This window comes from Rhodococcus opacus B4 (genome assembly GCF_000010805.1).
In the GTDB taxonomy this organism is placed as follows: Bacteria; Actinomycetota; Actinomycetes; order Mycobacteriales; family Mycobacteriaceae; genus Rhodococcus_F; species Rhodococcus_F opacus_C.
The window spans coordinates 1,090,744-1,115,027 of the sequence record NC_012522.1; the positions used below are offsets into that span (position 1 = coordinate 1,090,744).

A 24,284-nucleotide genomic window follows, 5' to 3' on the forward strand; every position below is an offset into this window, starting at 1 on the left:
GGTGGAGCGGAAAACGCATCCGGGTGCCCACCCCGACGCCGGACGGCGTGGGGCGGGCACCCGGGAAACGTGTCAGCTGAAGTGCGCCAGCAGGGCGTCGCGCTGACGGTCACCGAGGCCACGGAGGCGACGGGTCGGCGCGATCTCGAGGTTGGCCATGATCTCCTGGGCCTTGACCTTGCCGATCTTCGGCAGGGCTTCGAGGATGGCGCTGACCTTGGTCTTTCCGATGATGTCGTCGACATCTGCCTTGGACAGGACCTGCTTGAGGGTGATGTCACCGGACTTGAGCTTGTCCTTGAGCTCTGCGCGTGCCTTACGAGCGGCGGCGGCCTTCTCGAGAGCTGCTGCCCGCTGTTCGTCAGTGAGCTGGGGAAGTGCCACGATGTCTCCTTCATTCGGGGTACGTATCGAACACCGTAGCGATTGAACGGCCACTTCACCGCATCCATCGGACGTGTCGCGCATCCTGTCCGATTCGAAGGGCCCCTGTTCGCGGGTCCCGCGGCGCGAAAAATGCCAGGACGGGGGCGCGGCGGTGTGCCATGCTCGACGTGTTCCGATCGGTTCACACGTCGAGTTCAGGAAGGAAGTAGCGATGCGCGCACTGCCCACATCCCACGCAGCCCGCTTGCAGCGGTCACGTACGGGTGCCGCCTCCTTCTTCCCCGCCGGCCGGCAGGGCGAACGCGGGATCATGCCCGCCCCGAAGACCCACCGCTCCGCCCGACACGCCTGACTCGACTGCCGTCGCCCGGCGTGCCCCCTCCGCCGCGAACCGACGACAGAACCGAGATCTCCCGTGAGGCACTTCTCCCCTAACCCACCCGGTAGCACCCTCGACGCCCGCAACTGGTCGCGCGCGGATGTGCTGGTCCTCAATGTGACGTACGAAGCCCTCTGCGAGATTCCCGCGGAGCGCGCCGTCGTGCTGATCAGCGTCGGCGCGGCCGAGACGGTCGCGGATCGGGAGCCTCCGTTCCCGATTCGCTCGCAACACGTCGAGATCAGGCTGCCGCAGACCATTCGTCTGCTGCGCTACGTCTACGTCCAGCACTCCGTGCTGGTGACCGACAGCAGCCGCGCGACGTTCGCGGGCGTGTTCCGGCGCGACCGCAATCGTTGCGGCTACTGCGCCGAGCCGGTCGCGACGACCATCGATCACGTGCTGCCGAGGAGCCGCGGCGGCCCGAACACGTGGGCCAACCTCGTGGCCTGCTGCGTCCCCTGCAACCAGAGGAAGGCCGACCGCACACCGGAGGAGGCGGGAATGCCGCTCCTCTGGGAGCCGAAGGCGCCCCGGCACATCGAAAAGGCGCAGCGGCAGATCTGGAGGGATCTCGCGGCGGTCTAGCCGCGAGACCTCCGCACCCGCCTTACCGACCGACCTTCTCCCGGGAAGGGGAGATTACCGATGACCGACGTCCTGGACACATCCCTGTCCACGCTGCTGCCCGCCTCCGACGATCCGGCGGGCTGGGTGAACGCCGCGTGCCGTGCAGACCCCGAGCCGGACCGGTGGTTCCCGTTTCCGACAGAGGATTTCGCGTACGCGCGCGACGTCTGTCATCACTGCGCACTGCGGACGCGCTGCGAGCTGTTCGCCAGGGCCACCGGTCAGACCGGTGTGTGGGGTGGCAAGGAATTCGATCGGGGGCGCGAGAAGCGGACGTGAATCCGCCGCGCGCGGCCCCGGCTACCGGCCCAGGATCTCGGGCAGCGCGACGTCCTCGCCCCGCACGTGCTCCGAGAGGAACGACAGCACCACCTGGTACCAGACCTTCGCGTTCTGCGGAGTGAGGATCCAGTGGTTCTCGTCGGGGAAGTAGAGGAAGCGGTGGTCGGTGACCCCCTCGTCGTCCGCGGGCAACCCCGACTCCGACAGCAGCTCGAACCACAGCCGCAGCCCGTCGCCTATCGGGACGCGAAAGTCCTTGTCGCCGTGGATGACCAGCATGGGGGTCACGATGTCCGCCACGTACAGGTGCGGCGAGTTCTCCACCGCCATCTCGGGGGTCATCTCCCGCTGCCAGTACCAGGCGGCGTCGGTGGTGGGGCCGAACTGGTCCAGCGCCCACAGGCTCGCGTGGGTGACGATCGCCTTGAACCGGTCGGTGTGCCCGGCGATCCAGTTGGCCATGTATCCGCCGAACGATCCGCCCATCGCCGCGGTGCGCTTCTCGTCGATCTCCGGCAGCGCCACCGCGGCGTCGGTGATCGACATGAGATCGGTGAACGGCGCCTTGCCCCACTTGCCCCAGCCCCGCTCGACGAACTCCTGCCCGTAGCCGGTGGACAGGGCGGGGTCCGGCAGCAGCACGGCGTATCCTCGCGCCACCAGAAGCCACGGGTTCCACCGCCAGGACCAGGTATTCCACGAACCCAGGGGGCCGCCGTGCACCCACAGCGCGAGCGGCACCGGCGCGTGGGCGGAGGCGCCGGTCGGCACCGCGAGCCACGCGCGCACCACGGCGCCGTCCGCGGCGACCGTCTCGACCTCCGTCAGCGTGCCGGGAAGTTCGGGGAGGTCCGCGGGCGCCTTCAGCAGCGACACGGCGCCGGTGGTGATGTCGATGCGCACCGGATGCGGCGGCGCCGCGTAGGACGCCCGCAGCGCGAACACCGTGGACCCGTCCGGGGCGACCTGCAGGTCGGTGTATGCGGAGTCGTCGGTCGTGACCGGTGCGGGGTCCGCGCCGTCGCGGAGGAGGAAGATCGGCGCGCGTCCGCGGTCGTCGGCGGTCACGAGGAGACCTGAGCCATCGGACAGCCAGACCACGGACGTGGCCCACCGGTCCCACCCGGGCGCGACGTCCGTGACGGTGCCGGTGTCGAAGCTGTACCGGTGCAGCGTGAATCGTGGCGCGGAGTCGGGTGTCGCATGCGATTCCCGCGCGAACACGACGTGCCGTCCGTCCGGGGAGATCACCGGGTCCGACAGGTCGGCATCGCCGTCGTCGACGAGGACCGTGCGCGCCCCCGTTTCGGTGTCGACGCGCACCAGGATGTTCCGGATCGACGCCAGCGGACCGGGAACCGTCCACGACGTCACGACGAACGCGCCGTCGTCGCTCAGCGCGTAGTTCGCCTCCCGCAGCGCCGGACCCGGCATCGGCGTGAGGTCGGTGAGCTGCGGCTCCTGCCCGTTCTCGGCGAGTGCGTCCAGCGGGGCGGACAGCAGGTGCGGCACGTCCGGACCGAGATCGTGGTCCCAGTAGCGGATCGGGTAGCCCGTGTGCAGGATCGCCGAGACCTTCTTCTCCTTGCGCTCGGCGCGCACCCGCTCGTCGTCGGCGGACTCGCCGGATCTCCCCAGAACGCCCGTGGTGACGACGAACCGCGGGGCGCACCGGGCCGCACGGACCCCGGTGATGCCGCCGCCGCGTCGCGCGACGATCACCGCCTCGCCGCCCCGCGCGGGCAGTCGCCACAGGTCGTCGGGAAGGTCGTCCTCGTCCTGCGTCGGCCGGGAGGACGTGAAGAGCAGGTCGCCGTCGCTGGTGAACGTCGCGTTGGACTCCCCGGTGCGGCCCCGGGTGAGCCGGCGTGCCGCGAACTCACCGGTGGGATCGATCTCCCACAGGGCGGTGACGTACTTCGTCGACTTCTCGTCGAGCGTCGACTGCGCGACGACGAGCCTTCGCCCGTCCGCCGACAGCGCGAGGCCGCCGACGCGACCGAGCGCGAGATAGTCGTCGAGGTCGTCGAAAGGAGTTCCGGCGTGGAGTTCAGGAATGGCGGTCACGAGTCGTTGGTATCACGAACCGGGCGCACCCCGTCGGACATCCGCGTCTCAAGCGAGCAGGGGCGCGACCCGCGGCGGTATCTCGTTCAACGCGTACGGCAGGCTCAGTACGGTGCTCCACGCCATCGCCTCGGCGGCGGCGTCCTCGAGCGTGATCGTGCGGCCGGCCTTCACCACGTCGAGTTCCTGATAGATCGGCGTCTTGTCGAGTTCCGCACGCAGCTTGTCGCCGTACCCGCCGCCCGCGTACCAGACGAGGAGGTCGACGTTCGCCAGCGACAGCTGCTCCGTGCTGATCTCCGCGAAGTTACCGGTGATCTGTTCCGTCACAGGGGGGTTCACGAAACCGAGTTCGGTGAAGAAGCGGACCTTCGGGTCCTCCGGGCCGTACACACCGAACTGCCCCGGCCCCTTGAGCGCACCGACGAGGACGGTCTTGCCCGCGAACGCCGGGTTGGCGGCCCGGACGTCGGCGAACTGCGTCTCGACACCGGACACCAGTTCGGCGGCCTTGTCCTTCTTGCCGAGTGCGTCGCCGAGAATCCTCGTCTGGTCCTGCCACGGGACGCCGTAGTCGGCGAACTCCTTGGGCTGCGCGACCGTCGGCGCGATGGCGCCGAGCTTGTCGTACTGAGCCTGGGTGAGGCCGGAGTAGGTGCCGACCACCAGGTCCGGGGCGACGGCCGCGACCTTCTCGAAGTCGATACCGGTGGACGCCGTGCCGACGATCTCCGGCTTCGCGTCGCCGAGCAGGTCCTGCGCCCACGGCCACACGCCGTAGGGGTAGTCGCCGTACCAGTCGAACGTGCCGGCCAGGGGGCCGCCGAGCGCGAGGATCGTGTCCTGGTCGTTGTAGCCGACACTGACGATGCGCTGCGGGTTCGTCGGCACCTGGGTCTCGCCGTACTTGTGGGCGACGACGGGACCCGAGGGCTCGTTGCCGCTGCCACTGCCGTCGCCGTCCGAGCTGCTGCAGGCCGCGGCGAATGCGAGCAGCGCTCCGCCGGTACCCAGGAGAAACCCCCGTCGGCTGAGGCCGAGATTCTGTTGTCCGACGTTCATGCGGCGACCCTCTCGTCTACCAGGTACTTCGAGCCACTTAGGTAAGGCTTGCCGAGCTTAGCCTAAGGGTTCGCGCGGACGGGCTCCCGCCACATCGCCCACAATGTCGGCCCACCGTCCGGAATCCGGATCTCACCGGTGACGTCGAAGCCGAACCGCTGGTAGTACGAAATGTTGTCCTTCTTGCTGGACTCCAGGTACGCCGGGATCCCCTCGGCGTCGCAACGATCGAGCCGCGACCGCAGCAGCGCCGTCCCGTAGCCGCCGCCCCGCCCCGCGCTCGACGTTCCGATCGTCGCCAGATACCAGTGCACGGGATCGACCGGATGCGCGTCTTCGACGGTTCCGCTCACGGCGGCGCCGACGCCGAGTCGCGGACCGAACGCGCGGATCAGCCCGGGCAGGCTGACGAGCGAAGTCAACGTCGACTGCTTCCAGCCGCCCGGCGGATCCCACATGGCGGCGCCGCGGATCACGCCGTCACCGTCCTCGGCGACTTCGGCGCCGCCGCCGGCGAGATGGTGGTGGCGGATCTCCACCCCGAACAGCCTGGGCAGGCCACGCCGCCTGCGCTCGGGATCCGGCCACATCCACACCATGACGGGGTCGTCGAAGAACGCGTCGGCGAGGACCCGTGTCACCTCGGGAAGATCGGATTTGGTCGCGGCCCGCACGCTCACACCCATGCCCAGAGGGTACGGGCCGCGGGCGGCGACACACCGGAACGACGGGCGGTGGTCTCAGACGGTGGCGTCGACGAGAAGTTTCGCGCCGGTCGCCGCCTGGACGTCCTCGACGCTGTGACCGGGTGCGGTCTCGACGAGCCGCAGGCCGTCGGGGGTGACGTCGATGACGGCGAGGTCGGTGACGATCTTCTGGACGCAGCGCTTGCCGGTGTACGGCAGCGTGCACTCCTCGAGGATCTTGTGCTCACCCTTCTTCGTGACGTGATCCATCATCACGATGACCTTGCCTGCGCCGTGGACGAGGTCCATCGCGCCGCCCATGCCCTTGACCATGGCGCCGGGCACCATCCAGTTGGACAGGTCGCCGTGACTGCTGACCTGCATCGCGCCGAGAACTGCCACGTCGACGCTGCCGCCGCGGATCATCGAGAACGAGTCGGACGAGGAGAAGAACGCGCCGCCGGCAACCACGGTGATGGTTTCCTTGCCCGCGTTGATCAGCTCGGGGTCGACCTCGTCCTCGGTGGGGTACGGCCCGACTCCGAGGATGCCGTTCTCCGAGTGCAGGATGACGTCCTTGCCCGCCGGGATGTGACCGGGGATCAGGGTCGGCATGCCGATGCCGAGGTTGACGTACTGCCCGTCCTCGAGCTCGGCCGCGACCCGGGCCGCCATCTCGTTCCGCGTCCAGCTCATGCCCGCACCGTCCTGTTCTCGATTCCCGTTTCCTGCTTGCCGACCTCGACCACGCGCTGGACGAAGATGCCGGGGGTGTGCACCTCGGCGGGGTCGATCTCGCCGGGCTCGACGAGGTATTCGACCTGCGCGATGGTGATGCGACCGGCGCCCGCGGCGTCCGGGTTGAAGTTGCGGGCCGTCTCCCGGTACACGAGGTTGCCGAGCCGGTCGCCCTTCCACGCGTGGACCAGCGCGAAATCGGTGCGGATGGCGCGTTCGAGTACGAAGGCCTCCCCGTCGAATTCGCGGGTCTCCTTGGGCTTGCTGGCGACCGCGATGCCGCCCTTGCCGTCGTAGCGGATCGGCAGGCCACCGTCGGCGACCTGCGTTCCGACGCCGGCGGGGGTGTAGAAGGCGGGGATGCCCGCTCCCCCGGCGCGCATGCGCTCGGCCAGCGTGCCCTGCGGGGTGAGCTCGACCTCCAGCTCGCCGCTCAGGTACTGCCGCGCGAATTCCTTGTTGGCGCCGACGTACGAGCTGATCGTGCGCCGGATCCGGTGCTGCTCGAGGAGAAGACCCAGACCGAAACCGTCGGTGCCGCAGTTGTTGCTGACCGTCTCGAGGTCGGTCGCACCCTGTGCGAGGAGGGCGTCGATGAGGACCGAGGGGATACCGACGAGGCCGAAGCCGCCCACCGCGAGGGACGCGCCGTCGGGGACATCGGCAACGGCCTCTGCCGCCGTTGCGAAGACTTTGTTGACCATGTGACCCAGGCTACCTCAAAATGTTCGACTAGTGAACACCCATCCACATTGCGAACAAATTCGGCCCCGCCTGTTGGCCCCATCACAGAACGCGACTACTATGTGCGAATAGCGGCCGACTGTTCACATCGAGAACGTGAGGATCTTCTTCCATGCTGCATCTGCCAGCCCACTACCAAGCAGGGCACGAAGCCAATGCCCCGCTGCTGTTCCCCGAGTACAAGACGACTCGTCTGCGCAGCCCCAAGAACGACCTGATCCTGATCCCGCAGCGACTCGGCGAGATCACCGGTCCGGTCTTCGGTGACGCCGACGTCACCACGGGTGAGAACGACATGACCCACGCCAACGGCGGCGAGGCCCAGGGACAGCGCATCATCGTCCACGGCCGTGTCCTCGACAGCGCCGGGAAGCCCATCCCCGACACTCTCATCGAGGTGTGGCAGGCCAACGCCGGCGGCCGCTACCGCCACAAGAACGACTCCTGGCCCGCACCGCTCGACCCCCACTTCAACGGTGTCGCCCGTTGCCTCACCGACAAGCAGGGGCACTACGAATTCACGACCATCAAGCCGGGCGCGTACCCGTGGGGCAACCACCACAACGCGTGGCGTCCCGCGCACATCCACTTCTCCCTGTTCGGTCAGGCGTTCACCCAGCGCCTGGTTACCCAGATGTACTTCCCGGACGACCCGTTCTTCTTCCAGGACCCGATCTACAACTCGGTGCCCGAAGCGGCCCGCGAGCGGATGATCAGCACGTTCGACTACGACCAGACCCGCGAGAACTGGGCCGTCGGATTCAAGTTCGACATCGTCCTGCGCGGCCAGGACGCCACCCCGTTCGAGGACCCGGAGGGCCACTGATGATCGACACCCAGAACCCGGACGCCCCGCGCTACCCGGTCTTCGCCAGGAGCCAGGACGAGGTGCCGTTCGGCGTCACCCCGTCCCAGACCGTCGGCCCGTACGTCCACATCGGCCTGTTCCCCACGTGGGAGAACAGCGGTAATACCGTCCCCGAGGACGCGCCGGGACGAATCACCGTGTCCTTCACCGTCATCGACGGCGCCGGCCAGCCCATCGGCGACGCCATGATCGAAACCTGGCAGGCAGACGCCGCCGGCCGTTTCGACAGCCCCACCGATCCGCGCGGTGCCGCCGAGGCGACCCCCGCCGGATTCCGCAGCCTGGCACGCGTGTTCGCCGACGAGACCGGCACGATCGTGGTGCACACCGTCAAGCCGGGCACCCTCCCCGCCGAGGACGGCGCTGTCGAGGCCCCGCACATCAACGTCGGACTGTTCGCCCGCGGCATGCTCGAGCGGCTCTACACCCGGCTCTACTTCCCCGAGGACACGGACGCCCACGCCTCGGACCCCGTCCTCTCCGCCGTCCCGGAAGCCGACCGCCCCAAGCTGATCGCGGAGACGACCGATCACGGATACCACCTGACTATCCACGTGCAGAATACGGACGGGCGGGAAACCCCGTTCTTCGCGCTGTAATCGGCCGCACAACCAGAAAGGTGTCGCGTGTGAACTCTCCGGAGACCTCCCGGGGTGCCCTGTTCGATCCGACGTTCGGTGCCGGCGAGTTGTCGGCGCTGCTGTCCGACCGGGCGTGGGTCACCGCGATGGTCGAGGTCGAGGGGGCGCTGGCCCGGGCGGAGGCGAAGTGCGGCGTCATTCCCGCCGCATCCGCCGACGCGATCTCCTCGGTGTTCGCACGAATCGTCACCGAGAACTCCGTGGACATCGGCGCGCTCGGAGACGCGGCGGCCGCGGGCGGCAATCCGGTGATCCCGCTGGTGAAACTGCTCCGCGGCGAGGTGGCCGATGCCGGGGTGCCCGGTAGCCACGTGCACAAGGGCGCCACGAGTCAGGACATTCTCGACACGGCGCTGATGCTCTTGTGCCGCCGGTCGGGAGCGCACGTCCTGGCGTCCCTCGATGAGGCCGTGCTGTGCGCCGAGGCCCTGTCGCGAGCCCAGCGTGGTACCCCGATCGCCGGCCGCACCCTCGGCCAGCAGGCCCTGCCCACCACGTTCGGGGTGCTCGCCGCGGGATGGATGACCGCGCTGCACAGGGCTTCTCGTGCACTGTTCGACGCACTCGACGGCCTTCCCGTGCAACTGGGCGGCGCGGCGGGAACATCGGCCGCGCTCTACCCGCACGGTCTCGACGTCGCCGACGTGCTCGCCGACGAACTCGGACTCGCACGCCAGGACGTGCCCTGGCACACCGACCGCACCCGCATCGCGCTGCTCGCGTCGGCGCTCGGAACGGCCGCGGGCGCGGTGTCGAAGATCGCCACCGACCTCGTGTTCCTGTCGTCCACCGAGGTCGGCGAGGTCAGCGAAGGGTCGCCCGGCGGTTCGTCGGCCATGCCGCACAAGCGCAATCCGGTGGCCGCGATCGCCGCCCGCGCCGCGGCCCGCCGCACGCCGGGACTCGTCGCGACGATCCTCGGCTCGATGGACCACGAGCAGCAACGCGCCGCCGGCGCCTGGCATGCCGAATGGGAAACCCTCACGGACCTGCTGCGCTTCACCGGTGGAGCCGTCGCGCGGATCGCGGACTCGCTCGGCGGACTGAACGTCCACCCCGACGCGATGGCCCGCAACCTCGACATCACCGGTGGCCTGCTCCTCGCCGAACGGGTCACCGGCGCCCTGGCCGCCCACACCGACGCCGCGCGCGACCTCGTCACCGCCGCGTGCCGGAGCGGACACCCACTCGACGAGGATCCCGGGCTCCTCGAATACCTGCCCGCGGACGAGATCCGCGCCCTGCTCGACCCTGCCGGGTACCTCGGCCACGCCCACGACATCGTCGACCGCGCACTGGAGACAGTGACCCGCGGCCGGGAAGGAACGCGATGACAGTCGCACTTGCACACGAAATCTCCGGACCCCGCAACGGTGCGGCGGACGCCCCCGTCGTGGTCCTGCTCGGATCGCTCGGCTCCAACCGGTCCATGTGGGACCCGCAGATCGCGGCGCTGTCCGACGAATGCCGGGTCGTCGCCGTCGATCAGCGGGGCCACGGAGAATCGCCGGCCCCGGACGGCCCGTACTCCGTCCGCGAACTGTCGGAGGACGTTCTCGCCCTGCTCGACTCGCTCGGAGTCGACGCCGCCCACTTCGTCGGACTGTCCATGGGCGGGGCGATCGCCCAGTGGCTCGGCGCGCACGCCCCGCGCCGGGTGCTGTCGCTGTCGCTGCTGTGCACCGCCGCGAAATTCGGTGAACCGCAGGGATGGATCGAGCGGGCCGCCGCGTCGCGCACCGACGGTCCGGAGTCGCTCGCCGATGCCGTCGTCGCACGGTGGTTCAGCGAGGGGCTCGCCAAGCGTGATCCGGAATTCGTCCGGCACTACCGCGAGATGATCGCGTCGACGTCCCCCGAGGGATACGCCGCGTGCTGCGACGCCCTCGCCGACTGGGATTTCACCGCCGACCTGTCCCGCATCAGCGCACCGACACTGGTGATCGCGGGCGAGGAGGACCCGTCCACCCCGCCGTCGGTCATGCAGATCCTCGCGGACGGCATCACCGGCGCCCGGTTCGAGGTGCTCTCCCCCGCCGCCCACGTCGCGAACCTCGAACAGGCGGGCGCCGTCACGGCGCTGCTGCGCGAACACATCACCGGCAGCGGATACGCCCGCGGACGTCGCGCCGCACACGCACAGGGCATGACGGTGCGCCGCTCGGTGCTCGGCGACGCCCACGTGGACCGCTCCGTGGCCGGGACCACCGACTTCACCGCGCCGTTCCAGGACTTCATCACCCGCACCGCGTGGGGCGACATCTGGTCGCGGCCCGGGCTGGACCACGAAATGCGGCGGTTGCTCACGATCGCCGTCCTCACCGCGGTCGGCAACAAGCACGAACTCGACATGCACATCCGGGCAGCCCTCCGCGCGGGCGTCGACGCGGACACCATCGGCGAGGTGCTCCTCCACACCGCCGTCTACGCCGGGGTGCCCAACAGCAATCTGGGGTTCGCCCTCGGCAAGCAGGCCCTCGCCGACCTGGCCGCCGAGTCGACAGTGGAGGATTCGCAGACATGACAGCAACCGAACCGACGGAGAAGATCCTCCCGTCCCCCGACTACGTGCAGTCGCTGGCCCGGGGCCTCGCCGTGATCCGCTGCTTCGATCACCAGAATCAGCGGCGCACGCTCAGCGACGTCGCCCGCGCCACCGACCTGACCCGCGCCACCGCGCGCCGGTTTCTGCTCACCCTCGTCGAACTCGGCTACGTGGCCACGGACGGTTCCGCCTTCTGGCTCACCCCGCGGGTCCTCGAACTCGGGTACAGCTACCTGTCGAGCCTGTCGCTTCCGGAGGTCGCACAGCCGCACCTCGAGAAGCTGAGCCACAAGGTGCACGAGTCGTCGTCGGTGTCGATCCTCGACGGCGCCGACATCGTGTACGTCGCCCGTGTGCCCGTCAGCCGGATCATGACGGTGGGCATCACCATCGGCACGCGGCTTCCCGCGTACGCCACCTCGATGGGCCGGGTCCTGCTGGCCGGCCTGGCCGACGACGCGCTCGACGAGTACCTCGAGAGACTCGACATCCAGCGGCTCACCGAGCGCACGATCACGGCCCGCGACGACCTGAAGGCCGCGATTCTCGCGGTCCGCGCGGACGGCATCTGCGTTCTCGACCAGGAACTCGAGGCCGGTCTGCGGTCGATGGCCGCACCGATCCACAACGCGGCCGGGCTCACCGTCGCCGCGGTGAACATCTCCACTCCGGCCGCGCGGTACCGGCTGGAGGATCTGCATTCCGATCTCATCCCGTCGCTGCGGGTCACCGCAACCGACATCGAACAGGACCTCGCCACCGTCAACCGCTGACGCTGGGACCGAGGAATCTTCACGAAAGGCCTTTCCATGCGTGACGTCGTCATCTGCGAGCCCCTCCGGACGCCGGTCGGGCGATTCGGTGGAGTGTTCAAGGACCTCACACCCCAGAACCTCGCCGCCACCGTCATCACGGCGCTCGTCGAACGCACCGGCATCGACGGTAGCCAGATCGACGACGTCATCCTCGGTCAGGCGTCCCCCGGCGGAGAGGCCCCGGCCATCGGCCGGATCGCCGCTCTCGACGCCGGACTCGGCATCGACGTCCCCGGCATGCAGGTGGATCGCCGCTGCGGATCCGGTCTACAGGCTGTCATCACCGCCGTGCTGCAGGTGGCGTCCGGCGGCAACGACCTCGTGCTCGCCGGCGGCGCCGAATCCATGAGCCAGGCCGAGTTCTACACCAACCCGAACATCCGCTGGGGTGTCAAAGGCGAAGGGGTGCAACTCGCCGACCGGCTCGCCCGCGCCCGCGTCACCGCCGGCGGCGCGAACTTCCCCGTGCCCGGCGGCATGATCGAGACCGCCGAGAACCTGCGCGCCGAATTCGACATCAGCCGTGAAGACCAGGACGCCCTCGCCGTGCAGTCGCACCAGCGTGCCGTCGCCGCACAGGAATCGGGTCGCTTCGCCGAGGAGATCGTCGGAGTGACGGTGCCGCAACGCAAGTCGGACCCGCTCGTCGTCGACAGGGACGAGCACCCGCGCGCCGACACCACGGTGGAGTCGCTGTCGAAGCTCCGCGCCATCCGCGCGAAGATCGACTCCGCCTCCACCGTCACCGCCGGCAACGCCAGCGGCCAGAACGACGGCGCCGCCGTGTGCATCGTGACGACCGCCGAGAAGGCGAAGGAACTGGGTCTGAAGCCCCTCGCCCGGATGGCGTCCTGGGCCGTGGCCGGCGTCCCGCCGCGCACCATGGGCATCGGCCCGGTGCCCGCGACGGAGAAGGCCCTCGGCCAGCTCGGACTGTCGCTGTCCGACATGGGAGTCATCGAACTGAACGAGGCCTTCGCCGCGCAGACCCTCGCCGTCCTCCGCAGCTGGGACCTCGACCCCACCGACGAACGCCTCAACCCCAACGGATCCGGCATCTCCCTCGGGCACCCTGTCGGCGCCACCGGCGGTCGCATCCTCGCCACCCTCCTTCGGGAAATGGACCGTCGCGAGTCCCGCTACGGGCTCGAGACCATGTGCATCGGCGGCGGCCAGGGCCTCGCCGCGGTGTTCGAGCGGGTCTGACGCAGAACCATTCCAGAACCCCGGCATCGGACGACACAGTCCCGGTGCCGGGGTTCCTGCATGCGGCCGACAAGTCCGTCACAGCCGGTGCAGCTCGACGTCGCCGAGTTCCCCGTCGCGCACGGTGGCGGTCATGTACGTGCACTGCGGCTGGCGCCGGCGGTCCGTCGGCGAACCCGGGTTCAGCAGGCGCAGACCGGTTTCCGTGGTGGTGTCCCAGGGAATGTGGCTGTGCCCGAAGACCAGGACGTCGGTGTCCGGGTAGGCGGCGGACATCCGTTTCTCCCGGCCGGCGGAGGCCCCGGTCTCGTGCACGACGGTGATGCGCACCCCGGCCAGGGTCACGTCCGCCCGCTCGGGCATCAGCGCGCGCAGGTCGTCGCCGTCGTTGTTTCCCCAGCACGCCACGAGGCGCGCCGATCGCGACCGCAGGGCCTCGAACGTGGGGAGATCGACCCAGTCGCCGGCGTGGAGCACCACGTCGGCGCGGTCGACCTCGTTCCACACCCGGGTGGGCAGGTCTCGCGCCCGCTTCGGGACGTGAGTGTCGGCCAGCAGCAATAACCTCACCGTGACAGTCTGCGCCACGGGGGCAAGCGGGCCCTACGCGCCCGCGAGCGCCGCGGCGTCCTCTGCCTGCAACAGCAGACCCATGTACTCACGCATCCGCTGAGCGTCCGGCTCGAGGCCGGTGAAGATCCGGAAGGAGTCGACCGCCTGACCGATGGTCATGCCGATTCCGCTGAGCGTCCGGGCGCCGATCTCGCGGGCACGACGGAGGAGTTCGGTCTCGGCCGGACGGTAGACGACGTCCGCGACCCACAGGTCGGGGCGCAGCAGTGCGGCATCGAGCGCCATGCCGGGGTGGGCCGCCATGCCGAGCGGCGTCGCGTGGATGAGGCCCTGGGCCGCGCCGACCGCAGCGGGAACGGCGGCCAGGTCGCCGGCCTCGATCTCCCGGTCCGGGAACAGTCCGGCGAGCGAGTCGCGCAGAGCCGTCGAGCGCGCGACGTCGGCGTCGATGATCGTGAAGTGTCCGACACCCCGGGTGAGGGCGGCGTAGGCGACGGCCGCTCCGGCCCCGCCCGCCCCGAGTTGCACGACACGGTTCATGGGCGCGCCTTCGAGGCCCTCGTCCATGTTGCGCGCGAATCCGGACCAGTCGGTGTTGTGGCCGACCAGGCGCCCCCCGTCGATGTGGACCGTGTTGACCGCGCCGAGTTTGCGGGCGTCGTCGGACAGGTCGTCGAGCAGCGGAATGATCGCCTGCTTGCAGGGGTGCGTGATGTTCAGTCCGTTGAAACCGAGGAGCGTGGCGGCGTCGAGGAGCCGGGGCAGTCCCTCGACGCCCATGCCGAGGGTGTCGAGGTCGAGGATCCGGTAGACGTACCCGACGCCCTGCGCGCGACCCTCGGCCTCGTGGAGTGGCGGGGTCAGCGATTTCGAGATCCCGGTGCCGATCAGTCCGCACAGGTAGGACGGGCGGGCGTTGGGGGCATCGAGGTCACGAGAGGTCATGAGGATCACTTCCGGGAGGGTGCGAGAACTAATTAACTATCTAGTGAGTTATGTCACGGTAGCATACCTCCATACCGCGCGGAAGACGGCACAGTCAGGAGTTTCAGGAATGACACGAAGCGAGACCACGGGCGCCACCCCCGAGAAGCAGGCAGCGAAGCGCACGCGCAACCCGGAGAAGACCCGGGAGAACATCCTGCGGGTGGCGATGACGGAGTTCGCCGACAAGGGCCTGACCGGGGCCCGCATTGACGAGATCGCGGCAAAGACCGCCACCACGAAGCGGATGCTCTACTACTACTTCGGCGACAAGGACGGCCTGTACCGGGCGGTCCTGCAGCGCGCCTACGAGGAGATTCGCTACGAGGAGTCCCAACTCGACGTCGACCACCTCGAGCCCGCCGAGGCGATCCGGGCGCTCGCCGAGCTGACGTTCGACCATCATGAGGCGCACCCCGATTTCATCCGCCTCGTCGCGATCGAGAACACGAATCGCGGCGTCAACCTCGTCCAGGCCGAGGGCCTCCCCGAGACCCAGGCACCGGCGATCCGCACGCTCGATCGGATCCTCCAGCGAGGGCAGGACGCGGGCATCTTCCGCACCGACACGACGGCGCTCGACATCCACATGCTCATCAGCTCGTACTGCGTCTTCCGGGTGGCGAATCGGTACACATTCAAGGCCCTGTTCGACTGGGATCTCACCGGCGCGGAGAACCGCCCCCACCTGCGCGCGATGATCGGCGACGTCGTCCTGGCCTACCTGCAACAGCCGGGAAAATTATGAACTAACCATTTCGACCATTATTGACTCGAGCCTGTGACCTGGGTTACCTTGCTTGTACGACCTACGAACACCTGCTCATTTCGAGCCGCCAGTGTTCACATTCCTCGCTCCCCAGGAGTATCGATGACCATCGACTACGGCACCGGCGCCTCCGGTCGGAACGGTGACGGCACAGGCCGCTCCTCCGTCGACCCCAACGCTGATCCCACCAACGCGAAGAAGGCCGCGAAGGCCGCCTTCTTCGGCAGCCTGCTCGAGTACTACGACTTCTACATCTTCGCCTCGGCTGCCGCGCTGGTGTTCCCGCACGTGTTCTTCGAAGGCTCGAAGAACCCGCTGCTGCTGTCGCTGGCGACGTTCGGCATCTCCTACATCGCGCGTCCCGTCGGTGCCGTGTTCGTCGGACACTTCGGCGACCGGGCAGGGCGCAAGAAGGTGATGATGTTCTGCCTGGTGCTGATGGGCGTCGTCACGTTCCTGATCGGCTGCCTGCCGTCCTCCGAGACTGCCGGGATGGTCGGCCCGGTGCTGCTGGTGCTCCTGCGCATCTGCCAGGGCATCTCCGCGGCGGGCGAGCAGTCGGGTGCGGGCTCCCTCACCCTCGAGCACTCCCCCGCTCACCGGCGCGGCTTCTTCTGCAGTTGGACGCTCACCGGCACCCAGGCCGGCTTCATCGTCGCGAGCCTCGCGTTCATCCCCGTCGCGGCACTGCCCGACGAGACCCTCTACAGCTGGGGCTGGCGCGTCCCGTTCTGGTGCAGCCTGCTCGTCCTCGTCGTCGCGTACATCGTGCGTCGCAAGCTCGAAGAGCCCGAGATCTTCATCGCCAACAAGGAGGCCCTGGACGAGGCGCCCGCCCCGCTGCCCGTCGTCGACCTCTTCCGCACGCACTGGCGCGACGTTCTGCGCGTCGTCTTCTGCGCCTTCATCGCCGTCGTCAGCACCGTGTTCTCCGTGTTCGGCCTCGCATACGCCACCACCCCGGAGATCGGGATGAGCCGCACCACCATGCTGTGGGTCGCGATCGCCGCCAACGCGGTGGCCCTCGTCTCGCAGCCACTGTTCGGCATCCTGTCCGACCGGATCGGCCGCAAGCCGGTGTTCATCGGCGGCGCCATCGGTTCGGCCGCCGGAATCTTCCTGTACTTCGCCGCGATCGGCACCGGCAACGTCGCGATGATCTTCCTGGCGGGCATCCTCCTGATGGGCGGCGTCTATGCCGGCACCAACGCCATCTGGCCCGCGTTCTACGCCGAGATGTTCTCCTCACGGGTTCGCTACTCGGGCATGGCGATCGGCACTCAGCTCGGTTTCGCTCTCGCCGGGTTCGCACCGACCATCGCCCAGGCCCTCCGCGGCGGCGACCCCAAGAACTGGGTGCCGGTGGCGATCTTCACCGCCGTCTGCGCGCTCATCGCCGCGGCGTCCGCCTCCACCGCCAAGGAGAACTCCCGTACCCCGCTGCTCGACCTCGACAAGGAGGACGTCGCACTCACCAAGGCGAAGGCCAAAGCACAGGTCTGACCCTCCCCGACACACGGCGAAGCGCCCGGCTCGAGAGCCGGGCGCTTCGCCGTGTCGTTGCCTGACTGCAGAGTCGGTACCTAGCGGCGCAATTCGTGGGTGAGTGCTTCGAGTTCGTCGCCGCCGGCCATCTGCTGGGTGAGTTCTTCGAGGCTGATCTCGTCGTAGGTGCAGTCCAGTTTCTGGCGTCCGCGGTTGAGGAGCACGAAGTGGTCACCGACCATGTACGCGTGGTGCGGGTTGTGGGTGATGAAGACGACCCCGAACCCCTGTTCCTTGGCGGCGGAGATGTAGCGCAGCACCATTCCGGACTGCTTGACACCCAGAGCGGCGGTGGGCTCGTCCAGGATCAGGACGCGGGCGCCGAAGAAGATCGCCCGGGCGATCGCCACACACTGGCGCTGACCACCGGACAGCGACCCGATGGGGGCGTCGACATCGGGCAGGTCGATACCCATCTTCGACAGTTCCGATTTGGTGGTGGCCCGCATCGCGTTGGCGTCGAGGGACTTCAGCGGCCCCTTCCGCAGTTCCTGGCCGAGGAAGAAGTTCCGCCACACCGGCATCAGCGAGACCACGGCGAGGTCCTGGTAGACGGTGGCGATGCCCTTGGACAGGGCCTCCTTCGGGGAGTCGAACGTGAGCGCCTCGCCGTCGACGAGCAGTTCCCCCGAACTCTGCTGGTGCAGCCCGGCGATGATCTTGATCAGGGTGGACTTGCCGGCACCGTTGTCGCCGAGCACACCGGTGACCTCACCGGCCCGCACCCGCAGGTTGATGTCCTCGAGGGCGATGATGTTGCCGTACTGCTTGCCGACGTGCTTGAGCTCGATGAGCGGGATCTTGCCGCCCCCACCGGGTTCGGTATCGACGGGCATCTGTTCGATGGTACTCATACCGGTCACCTCTTGGCGGCGTAGTTGCGGAAGGCGTTGTTGGCGATGACCGCGAACAGCAGCATCGCGCCGAGGAAGAACTTGAACCAGTCCGGGTTCCAGCCCGCGTAGACGATGCCCTGGTTCGTCATGCCGAAGATGAACGCGCCGATCGCGGCGCCGATCGCGGTACCGTAGCCGCCGGTGAGCAGGCAGCCACCGATGACCGCGGCGATGATGTAGAGGAACTCGTTGCCGATGCCCTGCCCGGACTGGACGGTGTTGAACGAGAACAGCAGGTGCATGCCGACGAACCAGGCCGCGAACCCGACGGTCATGAACAGGCCGATCTTGACCTTGGTGACCGGGACGCCGATGGCGCGGGCGGAGTCCTGGTTGCCGCCGACGGCGAAGATCCAGTTCCCGATCCGGGTCTTGAACAGCACCCAGGTGGCGACCGCGGTGAACAGCAGCCACCACAGCACGGTGATGCGGACGGACACCCCGGCGATGGTGAACGAGGACGCGAACACCTTCTTGGCCGAGTCGAAGCCCTGCATGTCGGAGACGCTGGGGGTGGCGACCTGACCGGTGATCAGTTTGGTGACCGCCAGGTTGATGCCGGTGAGCATGAGGAACGAGCTGAGGGTGATCAGGAAGCTGGGGATCTTCGTCTTCATCACCAGGTAGCCGTTGAAGAACCCCACCGCCAGCGACACCACGAGGGCGAGGGCGGCGCCGGCCCACAGGTTCAGGTGCAGGTTGTAGGCGATCATCGACGCGGCGAGCGAGCTGGTGGTCACCGCGACACCGGCGGAGAGGTCGAATTCGCCGCCGATCATCAGCAGTGCGACCGCGCAGGCCATGATCCCGATCGTGGAGCTGGCGTAGAGGACGGTGGCGAGGGCTTCGGGGCTGCGGAACGGCGGTGCGACGATCATGAAGAAGACGAAGATCGCGATCGCACCGAACAGGGACCCGACCTCCGGGCGAAGCAGCAGACGCTGCAGGCGTTTTTGTTCCTTCACCCGCTCGTCGTGAACGACCTTGTGGCTGGCAAGGTCCAGATCTTGCTGTGTGGACATGACTTTCCTTCCGTGACGCCGACAGTGCCGTGCTCAGCGGGTTCCGGCCTTGGCGTACTCGGCGACCTTGTCGATGTTGGATTTGTCGATGAAGGACGGTCCGGTCAGCGTGGGCCCGCCGCCCCCGATGACGTTCCCGTTGTTCAGGTACAGCCACAGCGAGTCGATGGCCAGGTAGCCCTGCAGGTACGGCTGCTGGTCGATCGCCCACTGCACGCTGCCGTCGGAGATGGCGTCGACGAGGGCCGCGTTGGTGTCGAACGTGAAGACCTTGGCCGGGCTGCCCGCGTTACCGACGGACTGGACGGCGGTGAGGGCGATCGGGGCGCCGAGCGCGAGCACGCCGTCGATCGACGGGTCCTGCTGGAGCTTGGCGGCGATCGTCGAGTTCACCGACGGCATGTCCTCACCGTTCACGTTGAGCGTCTCGAATGTGCCGCGGAACGTCTGCTTGGCTCCGGCGCAACGGGATTCGAGCTGAATCTGACCCTGCTGCTGGATGACGCAGATGACGTGCTTGGCGCCGTCCCGGTTCAGCCGCTCGCCGGCCGCCTGGCCGGCGATGGTCTCGTCCTGCCCGAAGTACTGGGTGACGCCCATGTCCTTCCAGGCGCCGTATCCGGCATTGAATGCGGAGATCGGGATTCCCGCGTCCTGCGCGCTCTTGACGGCGGGTGCCATCGCCTCGGGGGTGGCGAGGGTGAGCGCGAGTCCGTCGACCTTCGAGTCGATGGCGGTCTGCACGAGGTTGGCCTGGTTCGGGGCCTGCGGGTCGGAGGAGTACTTCAGTTCCACGTTGTCCTTGTCGGCGGCATCCTGCGCACCGGTGCGGATCAGGTCCCAGAACGTGTCACCCGGTGCTGCGTGGGTGACCATCGCGATGGTGATGCGCGGGGTGTCGGCGCTGCCTGCACCGATCCCGGAGCCGCTGCTGTCCGGCTTGCCGCCGGTGCTCGAGCACGCCGCGACGCTCATCACCAGGGCACTCGCGCAGGCCAGCACTGCCACGCGACGCCGGTTGGGGAAGTTCATCTGCTTTTCCTCTCGGGGGACGAACGGCTCGTTGACGTCTTGGCCGTGTGCCTTAGATGTAATACGCGTCACACCCGAAAGTCAATAGTTTGTCTGGACATTAGGACCACATATCAAATGCGCGGACGCATGGGTCGCCGACGTCGGCCCGGAAATCGGGCGGATGTGCCGAAAGAGGGGACGCGCTCAGCGCGTGACCGAGGCCCCGGCGTCGCGCGGGAGACGCAGCGTGTCGACGACCGTGCCGAGCATCAGCAGGCCCAAAAGGACGAAGGTCCAAGAATATTCGGACCCGAACCCGTGCTCGGACGACGTCGCCAGCGGCGTGAACGCGGTGAGCGCGAGAGCCGCGAGTGCGATCCCGAGACCGGCCGCCAGTTCCTGCACGGCGGCATTGAGTGTGTTCGCGTGCGTGAGGTCGGCGCGCTCGACGTCGGAGAACGCGAGGCTGTTGTAGGCGGTGAATCCGACCGACCGCAGGGCTCCGCTCACGAAGAGGACCGCGGCGATGACCGGAAGGGGCGTCGACGCGCTCAGCGACGCGAGCAACCCGAAGCAGACCACTGACAGCAGGGCGTTGACCAACAGGACCGGCCTGATGCCGAAGCGCCGCATCAGCGGTGTCGTGCAGGGTTTGATCGCGATGTTGCCGGCGAACAGCGCGGCGACGAGCAGGCCCGCGAGAAACGGCGTCCAGCCGAAGCCGAGTTGGAACTGCAGGGGCAGCAGGAACGGCACGGCCGTGACGATCAGGCGGTAGAGCGAACCCCCGGCGACCGTGGTCCGCAGCGTGCGGACGCGCAGCACGCGGACGTCGACGAGCGGGTGCGGAGTGCGGACGAGATGGACCGCGGACGCGACCAGCAAGACGACCGCGACCACTCCCCCGATCACGACCCGGCGCCAGTCGGTTCCCGTCACGCGAATGCTTTCCAGCGCGATCAGCGCCGCCGCGATCCCCGTTCCGACCCCGAGCAGGCCCCGCCAGTCCAGCCTCCTCGCCGACCGCGAGGCGGTTCCGTGAACCAGCTTCAGCGACAGCAGGATTCCGAGTAGGCCGAGGGGAATGTTGATGACGAAGATCCACCGCCACGAGCCCAGGGTGGCGATCGCGCCGCCGAGCAGGGGCGCGATGACGGGCGCAGCGAGCGCGGGCCAGGTGAGCAGGGCTATCGCGCGGACGAGATCGCTCTTCGTGCTCGACCGCAGCACCGCGAGCCGTCCGACCGGCACCATCATGGCGCCGCCGACCCCCTGCAGCACCCGCATCGCGACGAGCATCGGCAACGACACGCTGGCCGCGCACCCGATGGACGCCAGGGTGAACACGGCGATGGCGGCCACGAACACCCGGCGGGTTCCGAACCGGTCGGCCACCCATCCGCTCGCGGGGATGAGGACTGCGACCGTGACCAGGTAGGCGGAGATCGCAATGTTGACGTCGACGGGGTCGACGCGGAACGACTCGGCGATCAGGGGGACGGCGGGCGCGATGATGGTGGCGTCGAGAATCTCCATGAAGAGGGCACCCGCCACCAGCATGGCCATCCCCCGGGGGAACGACGTCGCGCGCCCGGTCCTAACGATCGACAACGGTGGTGTCGAAGTAGTACCGCGACGCGCGGTAGCAGTGGCTGCCGAACTCGACGGCGCTTCCGGAGTCGTCGAACGCGGTCCGGTTCATCGTGAGCAGCGGCGCCCCGGTCTTCTCGTCGAGGAGTGATGCCTCCGCCTTGCTCGCCGCCTTCGCGCCGATGCGTTGCCGCGCGAGGCGTATGTGCACGCCGCGGGCACGGAGCGCGTGGTAGAGGCCGTGCGCCTCGAGCTCCTCGGGATCCGGTGCGAGATCCACCGGGATGTGGTTGGTCATCAGCGCGAGCGGTTCGCCGTTGGTGCTGCGGAGGCGGCGGATCGACGCCACCTCGGCGCCGGCCTGCAGGTTGAGTTCGGCGGCCACGTCCTCCGCGGGCACGGAGACCTGGTAGTCGAGGAGCTTGGTGGTCGGACTCTGCCCGGCCCGGGCGAGGTCGTCGAAGAGACTGGTGAGCTCGACCGGCCGGTGCACGGCACTCTGCACTACCTGCGTGCCGACCCCGCGTTTGCGGACGAGCAGCCCCTTGTCGACGAGTTCCTGGATGGCGCGGCGCGTGGTCGGGCGGGACAGGTTCAGACGCTTGGCGAGCGCCAGTTCGTTCTCGAAGCGGTCGCCTGGCGCGAGTTCCCCGCCGATGATCGCGTTCTCGATCGTCTGCGCGAGCTGGAAATACAGCGGAACCGGGCTCGACCTGTCGAGCTCGACTGCGAGTGGTGCACCCACGGACAACTCCGATCCTCCTGCGCGGGGCGACGTCCGCCGCCGCCGATCTTTCCGGCAGTGTATGCGAACACTAACACCAGATTGACTTCAAGTAATAATGTCAGGACAAAGTCTTGACAGGAGCCGGTGATGTGGAGCACAGTTTCAACCAGACCTCGGCGCCCTGCGCAGACCACCCACAACGACCTATTCGGGAGTCAGCCTTGACCACCAACCAGACGCACACCAACCGGAACGGATTGGACGTCCTCGCCATCGGGCGCTGCGGTGTGGACATCTACCCATTGCAGACCGGAGTCGGCCTCGAGCACGTCGAGACGTTCGGCAAGTTCCTCGGCGGAAGCGCCGCCAACGTCACCGTCGCCGCCGCCCGCCTCGGCTGCCGCAGCGCCCTCATCTCCGGTGTCGGCAACGATCCGTTCGGACGCTTCGTCCGCACGGCACTGACCGATCTCGGGGTCGACAACCGCTACGTCGGCATCGACACCGAGCATCCGACCCCCGTCACGTTCTGTGAGATCTTCCCGCCGGACGACTTCCCGCTGTACTTCTACCGCAAGCCCGTCGCCCCGGACCTGCAGGTGACGCCGGCCGACCTCGACCTCGACGCCGTCCGCGACGCGAAGCTGTACTGGTCGACCGTGACGGGGTTGTCCGAAGAGCCCAGCCGCAGTGCGCATTTCGCTGCCTGGGAGGCGCGCGGACGTCGCCGTCACACCGTTCTCGACCTCGACTACCGCCCGATGTTCTGGTCCTCCCCCGCCGACGCCACCGCGCAGGTGCAGCGTGCCCTCCAGCACGTCACCGTCGCGGTCGGCAACCGTGAGGAGTGCGAGATCGCGGTCGGCGAGACCAACGCCCACAAGGCCGCCGACGCTCTGCTCGATCTCGGCGTCGAACTGGCCATCGTCAAGCAAGGACCCAAGGGCGTGCTCGGCAAGACCCGCACGCAGTCCATTACCGTGCCGCCCAACGAGGTCGACGTCGTCAACGGCCTCGGCGCCGGGGACAGCTTCGGCGGGACGCTGTGCCACGGCCTGCTCGCCGGGTGGCCGCTCGAGAAGATCCTGCGCTACGCCAACGCCGCGGGGGCGATCGTCGCCTCCCGGCTCGAATGCTCCACCGCGATGCCGACGGCCGACGAGGTCCGTGAGCTCGCCGAAACCACCGCTTCGGAGGCCGTCAATGTCTGAAACTCTCGCTCACCGCGCCGTCTGCTCGTCGTACGCCGACGTCACCGAGGTACGCGCCAACGACCCGGCCGCCATCGACCGCGCCTGGGCGACCCGCATCGCCCGGCCCACGGTGCGCGGTAACGGCCGGCTCATGATCGTCGCCGCCGACCACCCCGCCCGCGGCGCGCTGTCGGTCGGCGACCGTCCGACCGCGATGAACAGTCGCACCGACCTCCTCGACCGCCTCCGCACCGCACTGCGCAACCCCGGCGTGGACGGTGTGCTCGCCACCGCCGACATCCTCGACGACCTGGTACTGCTCGGCGCACTCGACGACAAGGTGGTCATCTCGTCGATGAACCGCGGCGGCCTCGCCGGCGCCAGCTTCGAACTCGACGACCGGATGACGGGCTACACCGCGGCAGGCACCGCCAAGGCGGGCATGAACGGCGGAAAGATGCTGTGCCGCATCGATCTCGACGATCCCGGCACCCTGTCCACCCTCACCGCCTGCGCCCAGGCCGTCGATTCGCTTGCCGCGGCCGGACTGATGGCCATGGTGGAGCCGTTCCTGTCGCGGCGTGTCGACGGCAAGGTCAAGAACGACCTCAGCGCCGACGCCGTGATCAAGTCGATCCACATCAGCCAGGGTCTGGGTTCCACGTCCGCCTACACCTGGATGAAGCTTCCTGTGGTCGACGAAATGGAACGCGTCATGGACGCGACGACCCTTCCCACGCTGCTGCTCGGCGGGGACCCGCAGACGGCCCCCGAGGAGACGTTCGCGAGCTGGGGCAAGGCCCTCGCACTGCCGTCGGTCCGCGGCCTGATCGTCGGACGCACCCTGCTGTACCCGCGGGACGAGGACGTCGCCGCCGCGGTCGACACCGCCGTATCCCTCGTTCACTGACGCACGCCGGA

At 68.4% G+C, this 24,284-nt stretch carries 26 protein-coding genes; 13 read left to right on the forward strand and 13 right to left on the reverse strand.

The window, feature by feature from the left end:
* Positions 1-72: 72 nt before the first annotated feature.
* On the reverse strand, positions 73-384 hold the full coding sequence (mihF, locus tag ROP_RS05110) for an integration host factor, actinobacterial type (protein WP_005248100.1): 312 nt from the start codon (positions 382-384) through the stop codon (positions 73-75).
* A 214-nt stretch (positions 385-598) separates the two neighbouring features.
* Here mihF and ROP_RS43170 point away from each other — a divergent pair, with 214 nt between their 5' ends.
* The 3 genes from ROP_RS43170 (at position 599) to ROP_RS05120 (ending at position 1,675) form a co-directional block, all read left to right on the forward strand.
* Positions 599-739: a hypothetical protein gene (locus ROP_RS43170; protein ID WP_158306504.1), complete on the forward strand. Its 141-nt coding sequence runs from the start codon at positions 599-601 to the stop codon at positions 737-739.
* A 63-nt stretch (positions 740-802) separates the two neighbouring features.
* Complete coding sequence (locus ROP_RS05115; RefSeq protein WP_012688275.1) at positions 803-1,354, forward strand: HNH endonuclease; 552 nt, start codon at positions 803-805, stop codon at positions 1,352-1,354.
* Between the two features lie 60 nt (positions 1,355-1,414).
* Complete coding sequence (locus ROP_RS05120; protein ID WP_012688276.1) at positions 1,415-1,675, forward strand: WhiB family transcriptional regulator; 261 nt, start codon at positions 1,415-1,417, stop codon at positions 1,673-1,675.
* A 21-nt stretch (positions 1,676-1,696) separates the two neighbouring features.
* On the opposite strand, the gene ROP_RS05125 is transcribed toward ROP_RS05120, so the two are convergent.
* From ROP_RS05125 to ROP_RS05145, 5 genes are all read right to left on the reverse strand, one after another.
* Entirely contained in the window at positions 1,697-3,745 is a 2,049-nt protein-coding gene (locus ROP_RS05125) for a S9 family peptidase (RefSeq protein ID WP_012688277.1), read from the reverse strand.
* Positions 3,746-3,793: 48 nt separating this feature from the next.
* Entirely contained in the window at positions 3,794-4,807 is a 1,014-nt protein-coding gene (locus ROP_RS05130) for an iron-siderophore ABC transporter substrate-binding protein (protein ID WP_012688278.1), read from the reverse strand.
* 62 nt (positions 4,808-4,869) lie between these two features.
* Positions 4,870-5,493: a GNAT family N-acetyltransferase gene (locus tag ROP_RS05135; RefSeq protein WP_012688279.1), complete on the reverse strand. Its 624-nt coding sequence runs from the start codon at positions 5,491-5,493 to the stop codon at positions 4,870-4,872.
* A gap of 54 nt (positions 5,494-5,547) precedes the next feature.
* A complete protein-coding gene (locus ROP_RS05140; RefSeq protein WP_012688280.1) occupies positions 5,548-6,189 on the reverse strand; it encodes a 3-oxoacid CoA-transferase subunit B in 642 nt (213 codons plus the stop codon).
* Entirely contained in the window at positions 6,186-6,935 is a 750-nt protein-coding gene (locus tag ROP_RS05145; RefSeq protein WP_012688281.1) for a CoA transferase subunit A, read from the reverse strand. The genes ROP_RS05140 and ROP_RS05145 overlap by 4 nt, the downstream gene beginning before the upstream one ends.
* Before the next feature lie 152 nt (positions 6,936-7,087).
* On the opposite strand from ROP_RS05145, the gene pcaH reads away from it, so the two are divergent.
* From pcaH to ROP_RS05175, 6 genes are read left to right on the forward strand one after another with little or no spacing between them, the layout of a single operon-like run.
* Positions 7,088-7,801, forward strand: a complete 714-nt coding sequence (gene pcaH, locus ROP_RS05150) for a protocatechuate 3,4-dioxygenase subunit beta (protein WP_012688282.1) — start codon at positions 7,088-7,090, stop codon at positions 7,799-7,801.
* On the forward strand, positions 7,801-8,442 hold the full coding sequence (gene pcaG, locus ROP_RS05155) for a protocatechuate 3,4-dioxygenase subunit alpha (RefSeq protein WP_012688283.1): 642 nt from the start codon (positions 7,801-7,803) through the stop codon (positions 8,440-8,442). Before pcaH ends, pcaG begins: the two co-directional genes overlap by 1 nt.
* A gap of 29 nt (positions 8,443-8,471) precedes the next feature.
* Positions 8,472-9,818 carry a 3-carboxy-cis,cis-muconate cycloisomerase gene (gene pcaB, locus ROP_RS05160; protein WP_012688284.1) on the forward strand — a complete coding sequence of 449 codons (1,347 nt, stop codon included), beginning with the start codon at positions 8,472-8,474 and terminating at the stop codon, positions 9,816-9,818.
* Positions 9,815-11,008, forward strand: a complete 1,194-nt coding sequence (pcaD, locus tag ROP_RS05165) for a 3-oxoadipate enol-lactonase (protein WP_012688285.1) — start codon at positions 9,815-9,817, stop codon at positions 11,006-11,008. Before pcaB ends, pcaD begins: the two co-directional genes overlap by 4 nt.
* Positions 11,005-11,802, forward strand: coding sequence for an IclR family transcriptional regulator (locus ROP_RS05170; RefSeq protein ID WP_012688286.1), 798 nt, complete (start codon positions 11,005-11,007; stop codon positions 11,800-11,802). Before pcaD ends, ROP_RS05170 begins: the two co-directional genes overlap by 4 nt.
* A gap of 36 nt (positions 11,803-11,838) precedes the next feature.
* Complete coding sequence (locus ROP_RS05175; protein WP_012688287.1) at positions 11,839-13,050, forward strand: acetyl-CoA C-acetyltransferase; 1,212 nt, start codon at positions 11,839-11,841, stop codon at positions 13,048-13,050.
* Between the two features lie 78 nt (positions 13,051-13,128).
* Here ROP_RS05175 and ROP_RS05180 read toward each other — a convergent pair whose 3' ends face one another.
* Both ROP_RS05180 and ROP_RS05185 read right to left on the reverse strand, forming a co-directional pair.
* Complete coding sequence (locus tag ROP_RS05180; protein WP_012688288.1) at positions 13,129-13,620, reverse strand: metallophosphoesterase family protein; 492 nt, start codon at positions 13,618-13,620, stop codon at positions 13,129-13,131.
* A gap of 33 nt (positions 13,621-13,653) precedes the next feature.
* A complete protein-coding gene (locus ROP_RS05185) occupies positions 13,654-14,568 on the reverse strand; it encodes a shikimate dehydrogenase (protein WP_012688289.1) in 915 nt (304 codons plus the stop codon).
* A gap of 109 nt (positions 14,569-14,677) precedes the next feature.
* Here ROP_RS05185 and ROP_RS05190 point away from each other — a divergent pair, with 109 nt between their 5' ends.
* Complete coding sequence (locus tag ROP_RS05190; protein WP_012688290.1) at positions 14,678-15,355, forward strand: TetR family transcriptional regulator; 678 nt, start codon at positions 14,678-14,680, stop codon at positions 15,353-15,355.
* 123 nt (positions 15,356-15,478) lie between these two features.
* Complete coding sequence (locus tag ROP_RS05195) at positions 15,479-16,879, forward strand: MFS transporter (RefSeq protein ID WP_012688291.1); 1,401 nt, start codon at positions 15,479-15,481, stop codon at positions 16,877-16,879.
* Positions 16,880-16,959: 80 nt separating this feature from the next.
* Here ROP_RS05195 and ROP_RS05200 read toward each other — a convergent pair whose 3' ends face one another.
* The 5 genes from ROP_RS05200 to ROP_RS05220 form a co-directional block, all read right to left on the reverse strand.
* On the reverse strand, positions 16,960-17,775 hold the full coding sequence (locus ROP_RS05200) for an ATP-binding cassette domain-containing protein (protein ID WP_012688292.1): 816 nt from the start codon (positions 17,773-17,775) through the stop codon (positions 16,960-16,962).
* A gap of 5 nt (positions 17,776-17,780) precedes the next feature.
* Entirely contained in the window at positions 17,781-18,839 is a 1,059-nt protein-coding gene (locus tag ROP_RS05205; protein ID WP_012688293.1) for an ABC transporter permease, read from the reverse strand.
* A 33-nt stretch (positions 18,840-18,872) separates the two neighbouring features.
* Positions 18,873-19,871 carry a substrate-binding domain-containing protein gene (locus ROP_RS05210; RefSeq protein ID WP_012688294.1) on the reverse strand — a complete coding sequence of 333 codons (999 nt, stop codon included), beginning with the start codon at positions 19,869-19,871 and terminating at the stop codon, positions 18,873-18,875.
* A gap of 186 nt (positions 19,872-20,057) precedes the next feature.
* On the reverse strand, positions 20,058-21,419 hold the full coding sequence (locus ROP_RS05215; protein ID WP_043824241.1) for an MFS transporter: 1,362 nt from the start codon (positions 21,417-21,419) through the stop codon (positions 20,058-20,060).
* A 31-nt stretch (positions 21,420-21,450) separates the two neighbouring features.
* Positions 21,451-22,188: a GntR family transcriptional regulator gene (locus tag ROP_RS05220; protein ID WP_012688296.1), complete on the reverse strand. Its 738-nt coding sequence runs from the start codon at positions 22,186-22,188 to the stop codon at positions 21,451-21,453.
* 203 nt (positions 22,189-22,391) lie between these two features.
* Here ROP_RS05220 and iolC point away from each other — a divergent pair, with 203 nt between their 5' ends.
* Positions 22,392-23,381, forward strand: coding sequence for a 5-dehydro-2-deoxygluconokinase (gene iolC / locus ROP_RS05225; RefSeq protein ID WP_012688297.1), 990 nt, complete (start codon positions 22,392-22,394; stop codon positions 23,379-23,381).
* Positions 23,374-24,273, forward strand: coding sequence for a Cgl0159 family (beta/alpha)8-fold protein (locus ROP_RS05230; RefSeq protein WP_012688298.1), 900 nt, complete (start codon positions 23,374-23,376; stop codon positions 24,271-24,273). Before iolC ends, ROP_RS05230 begins: the two co-directional genes overlap by 8 nt.
* Positions 24,274-24,284 lie beyond the last annotated feature (11 nt).

Coding starts and splice junctions, on each gene's coding strand:
- ROP_RS43170 (WP_158306504.1), top strand. CDS start 599: ATGCGCGCACTGCCCACATCCCACGCAGCCCGCTTGCAGCGGTCACGT.
- ROP_RS05120 (WP_012688276.1), top strand. CDS start 1,415: ATGACCGACGTCCTGGACACATCCCTGTCCACGCTGCTGCCCGCCTCC.
- ROP_RS05130 (WP_012688278.1), bottom strand. CDS start 4,807: ATGAACGTCGGACAACAGAATCTCGGCCTCAGCCGACGGGGGTTTCTC.
- ROP_RS05135 (WP_012688279.1), bottom strand. CDS start 5,493: ATGGGTGTGAGCGTGCGGGCCGCGACCAAATCCGATCTTCCCGAGGTG.
- ROP_RS05140 (WP_012688280.1), bottom strand. CDS start 6,189: ATGAGCTGGACGCGGAACGAGATGGCGGCCCGGGTCGCGGCCGAGCTC.
- ROP_RS05145 (WP_012688281.1), bottom strand. CDS start 6,935: ATGGTCAACAAAGTCTTCGCAACGGCGGCAGAGGCCGTTGCCGATGTC.
- pcaH (WP_012688282.1), top strand. CDS start 7,088: ATGCTGCATCTGCCAGCCCACTACCAAGCAGGGCACGAAGCCAATGCC.
- pcaG (WP_012688283.1), top strand. CDS start 7,801: ATGATCGACACCCAGAACCCGGACGCCCCGCGCTACCCGGTCTTCGCC.
- pcaD (WP_012688285.1), top strand. CDS start 9,815: ATGACAGTCGCACTTGCACACGAAATCTCCGGACCCCGCAACGGTGCG.
- ROP_RS05170 (WP_012688286.1), top strand. CDS start 11,005: ATGACAGCAACCGAACCGACGGAGAAGATCCTCCCGTCCCCCGACTAC.
- ROP_RS05175 (WP_012688287.1), top strand. CDS start 11,839: ATGCGTGACGTCGTCATCTGCGAGCCCCTCCGGACGCCGGTCGGGCGA.
- ROP_RS05185 (WP_012688289.1), bottom strand. CDS start 14,568: ATGACCTCTCGTGACCTCGATGCCCCCAACGCCCGCCCGTCCTACCTG.
- ROP_RS05190 (WP_012688290.1), top strand. CDS start 14,678: ATGACACGAAGCGAGACCACGGGCGCCACCCCCGAGAAGCAGGCAGCG.
- ROP_RS05195 (WP_012688291.1), top strand. CDS start 15,479: ATGACCATCGACTACGGCACCGGCGCCTCCGGTCGGAACGGTGACGGC.
- ROP_RS05200 (WP_012688292.1), bottom strand. CDS start 17,775: ATGAGTACCATCGAACAGATGCCCGTCGATACCGAACCCGGTGGGGGC.
- ROP_RS05205 (WP_012688293.1), bottom strand. CDS start 18,839: ATGTCCACACAGCAAGATCTGGACCTTGCCAGCCACAAGGTCGTTCAC.
- ROP_RS05210 (WP_012688294.1), bottom strand. CDS start 19,871: ATGAACTTCCCCAACCGGCGTCGCGTGGCAGTGCTGGCCTGCGCGAGT.
- ROP_RS05215 (WP_043824241.1), bottom strand. CDS start 21,419: ATGGCCATGCTGGTGGCGGGTGCCCTCTTCATGGAGATTCTCGACGCC.
- ROP_RS05230 (WP_012688298.1), top strand. CDS start 23,374: ATGTCTGAAACTCTCGCTCACCGCGCCGTCTGCTCGTCGTACGCCGAC.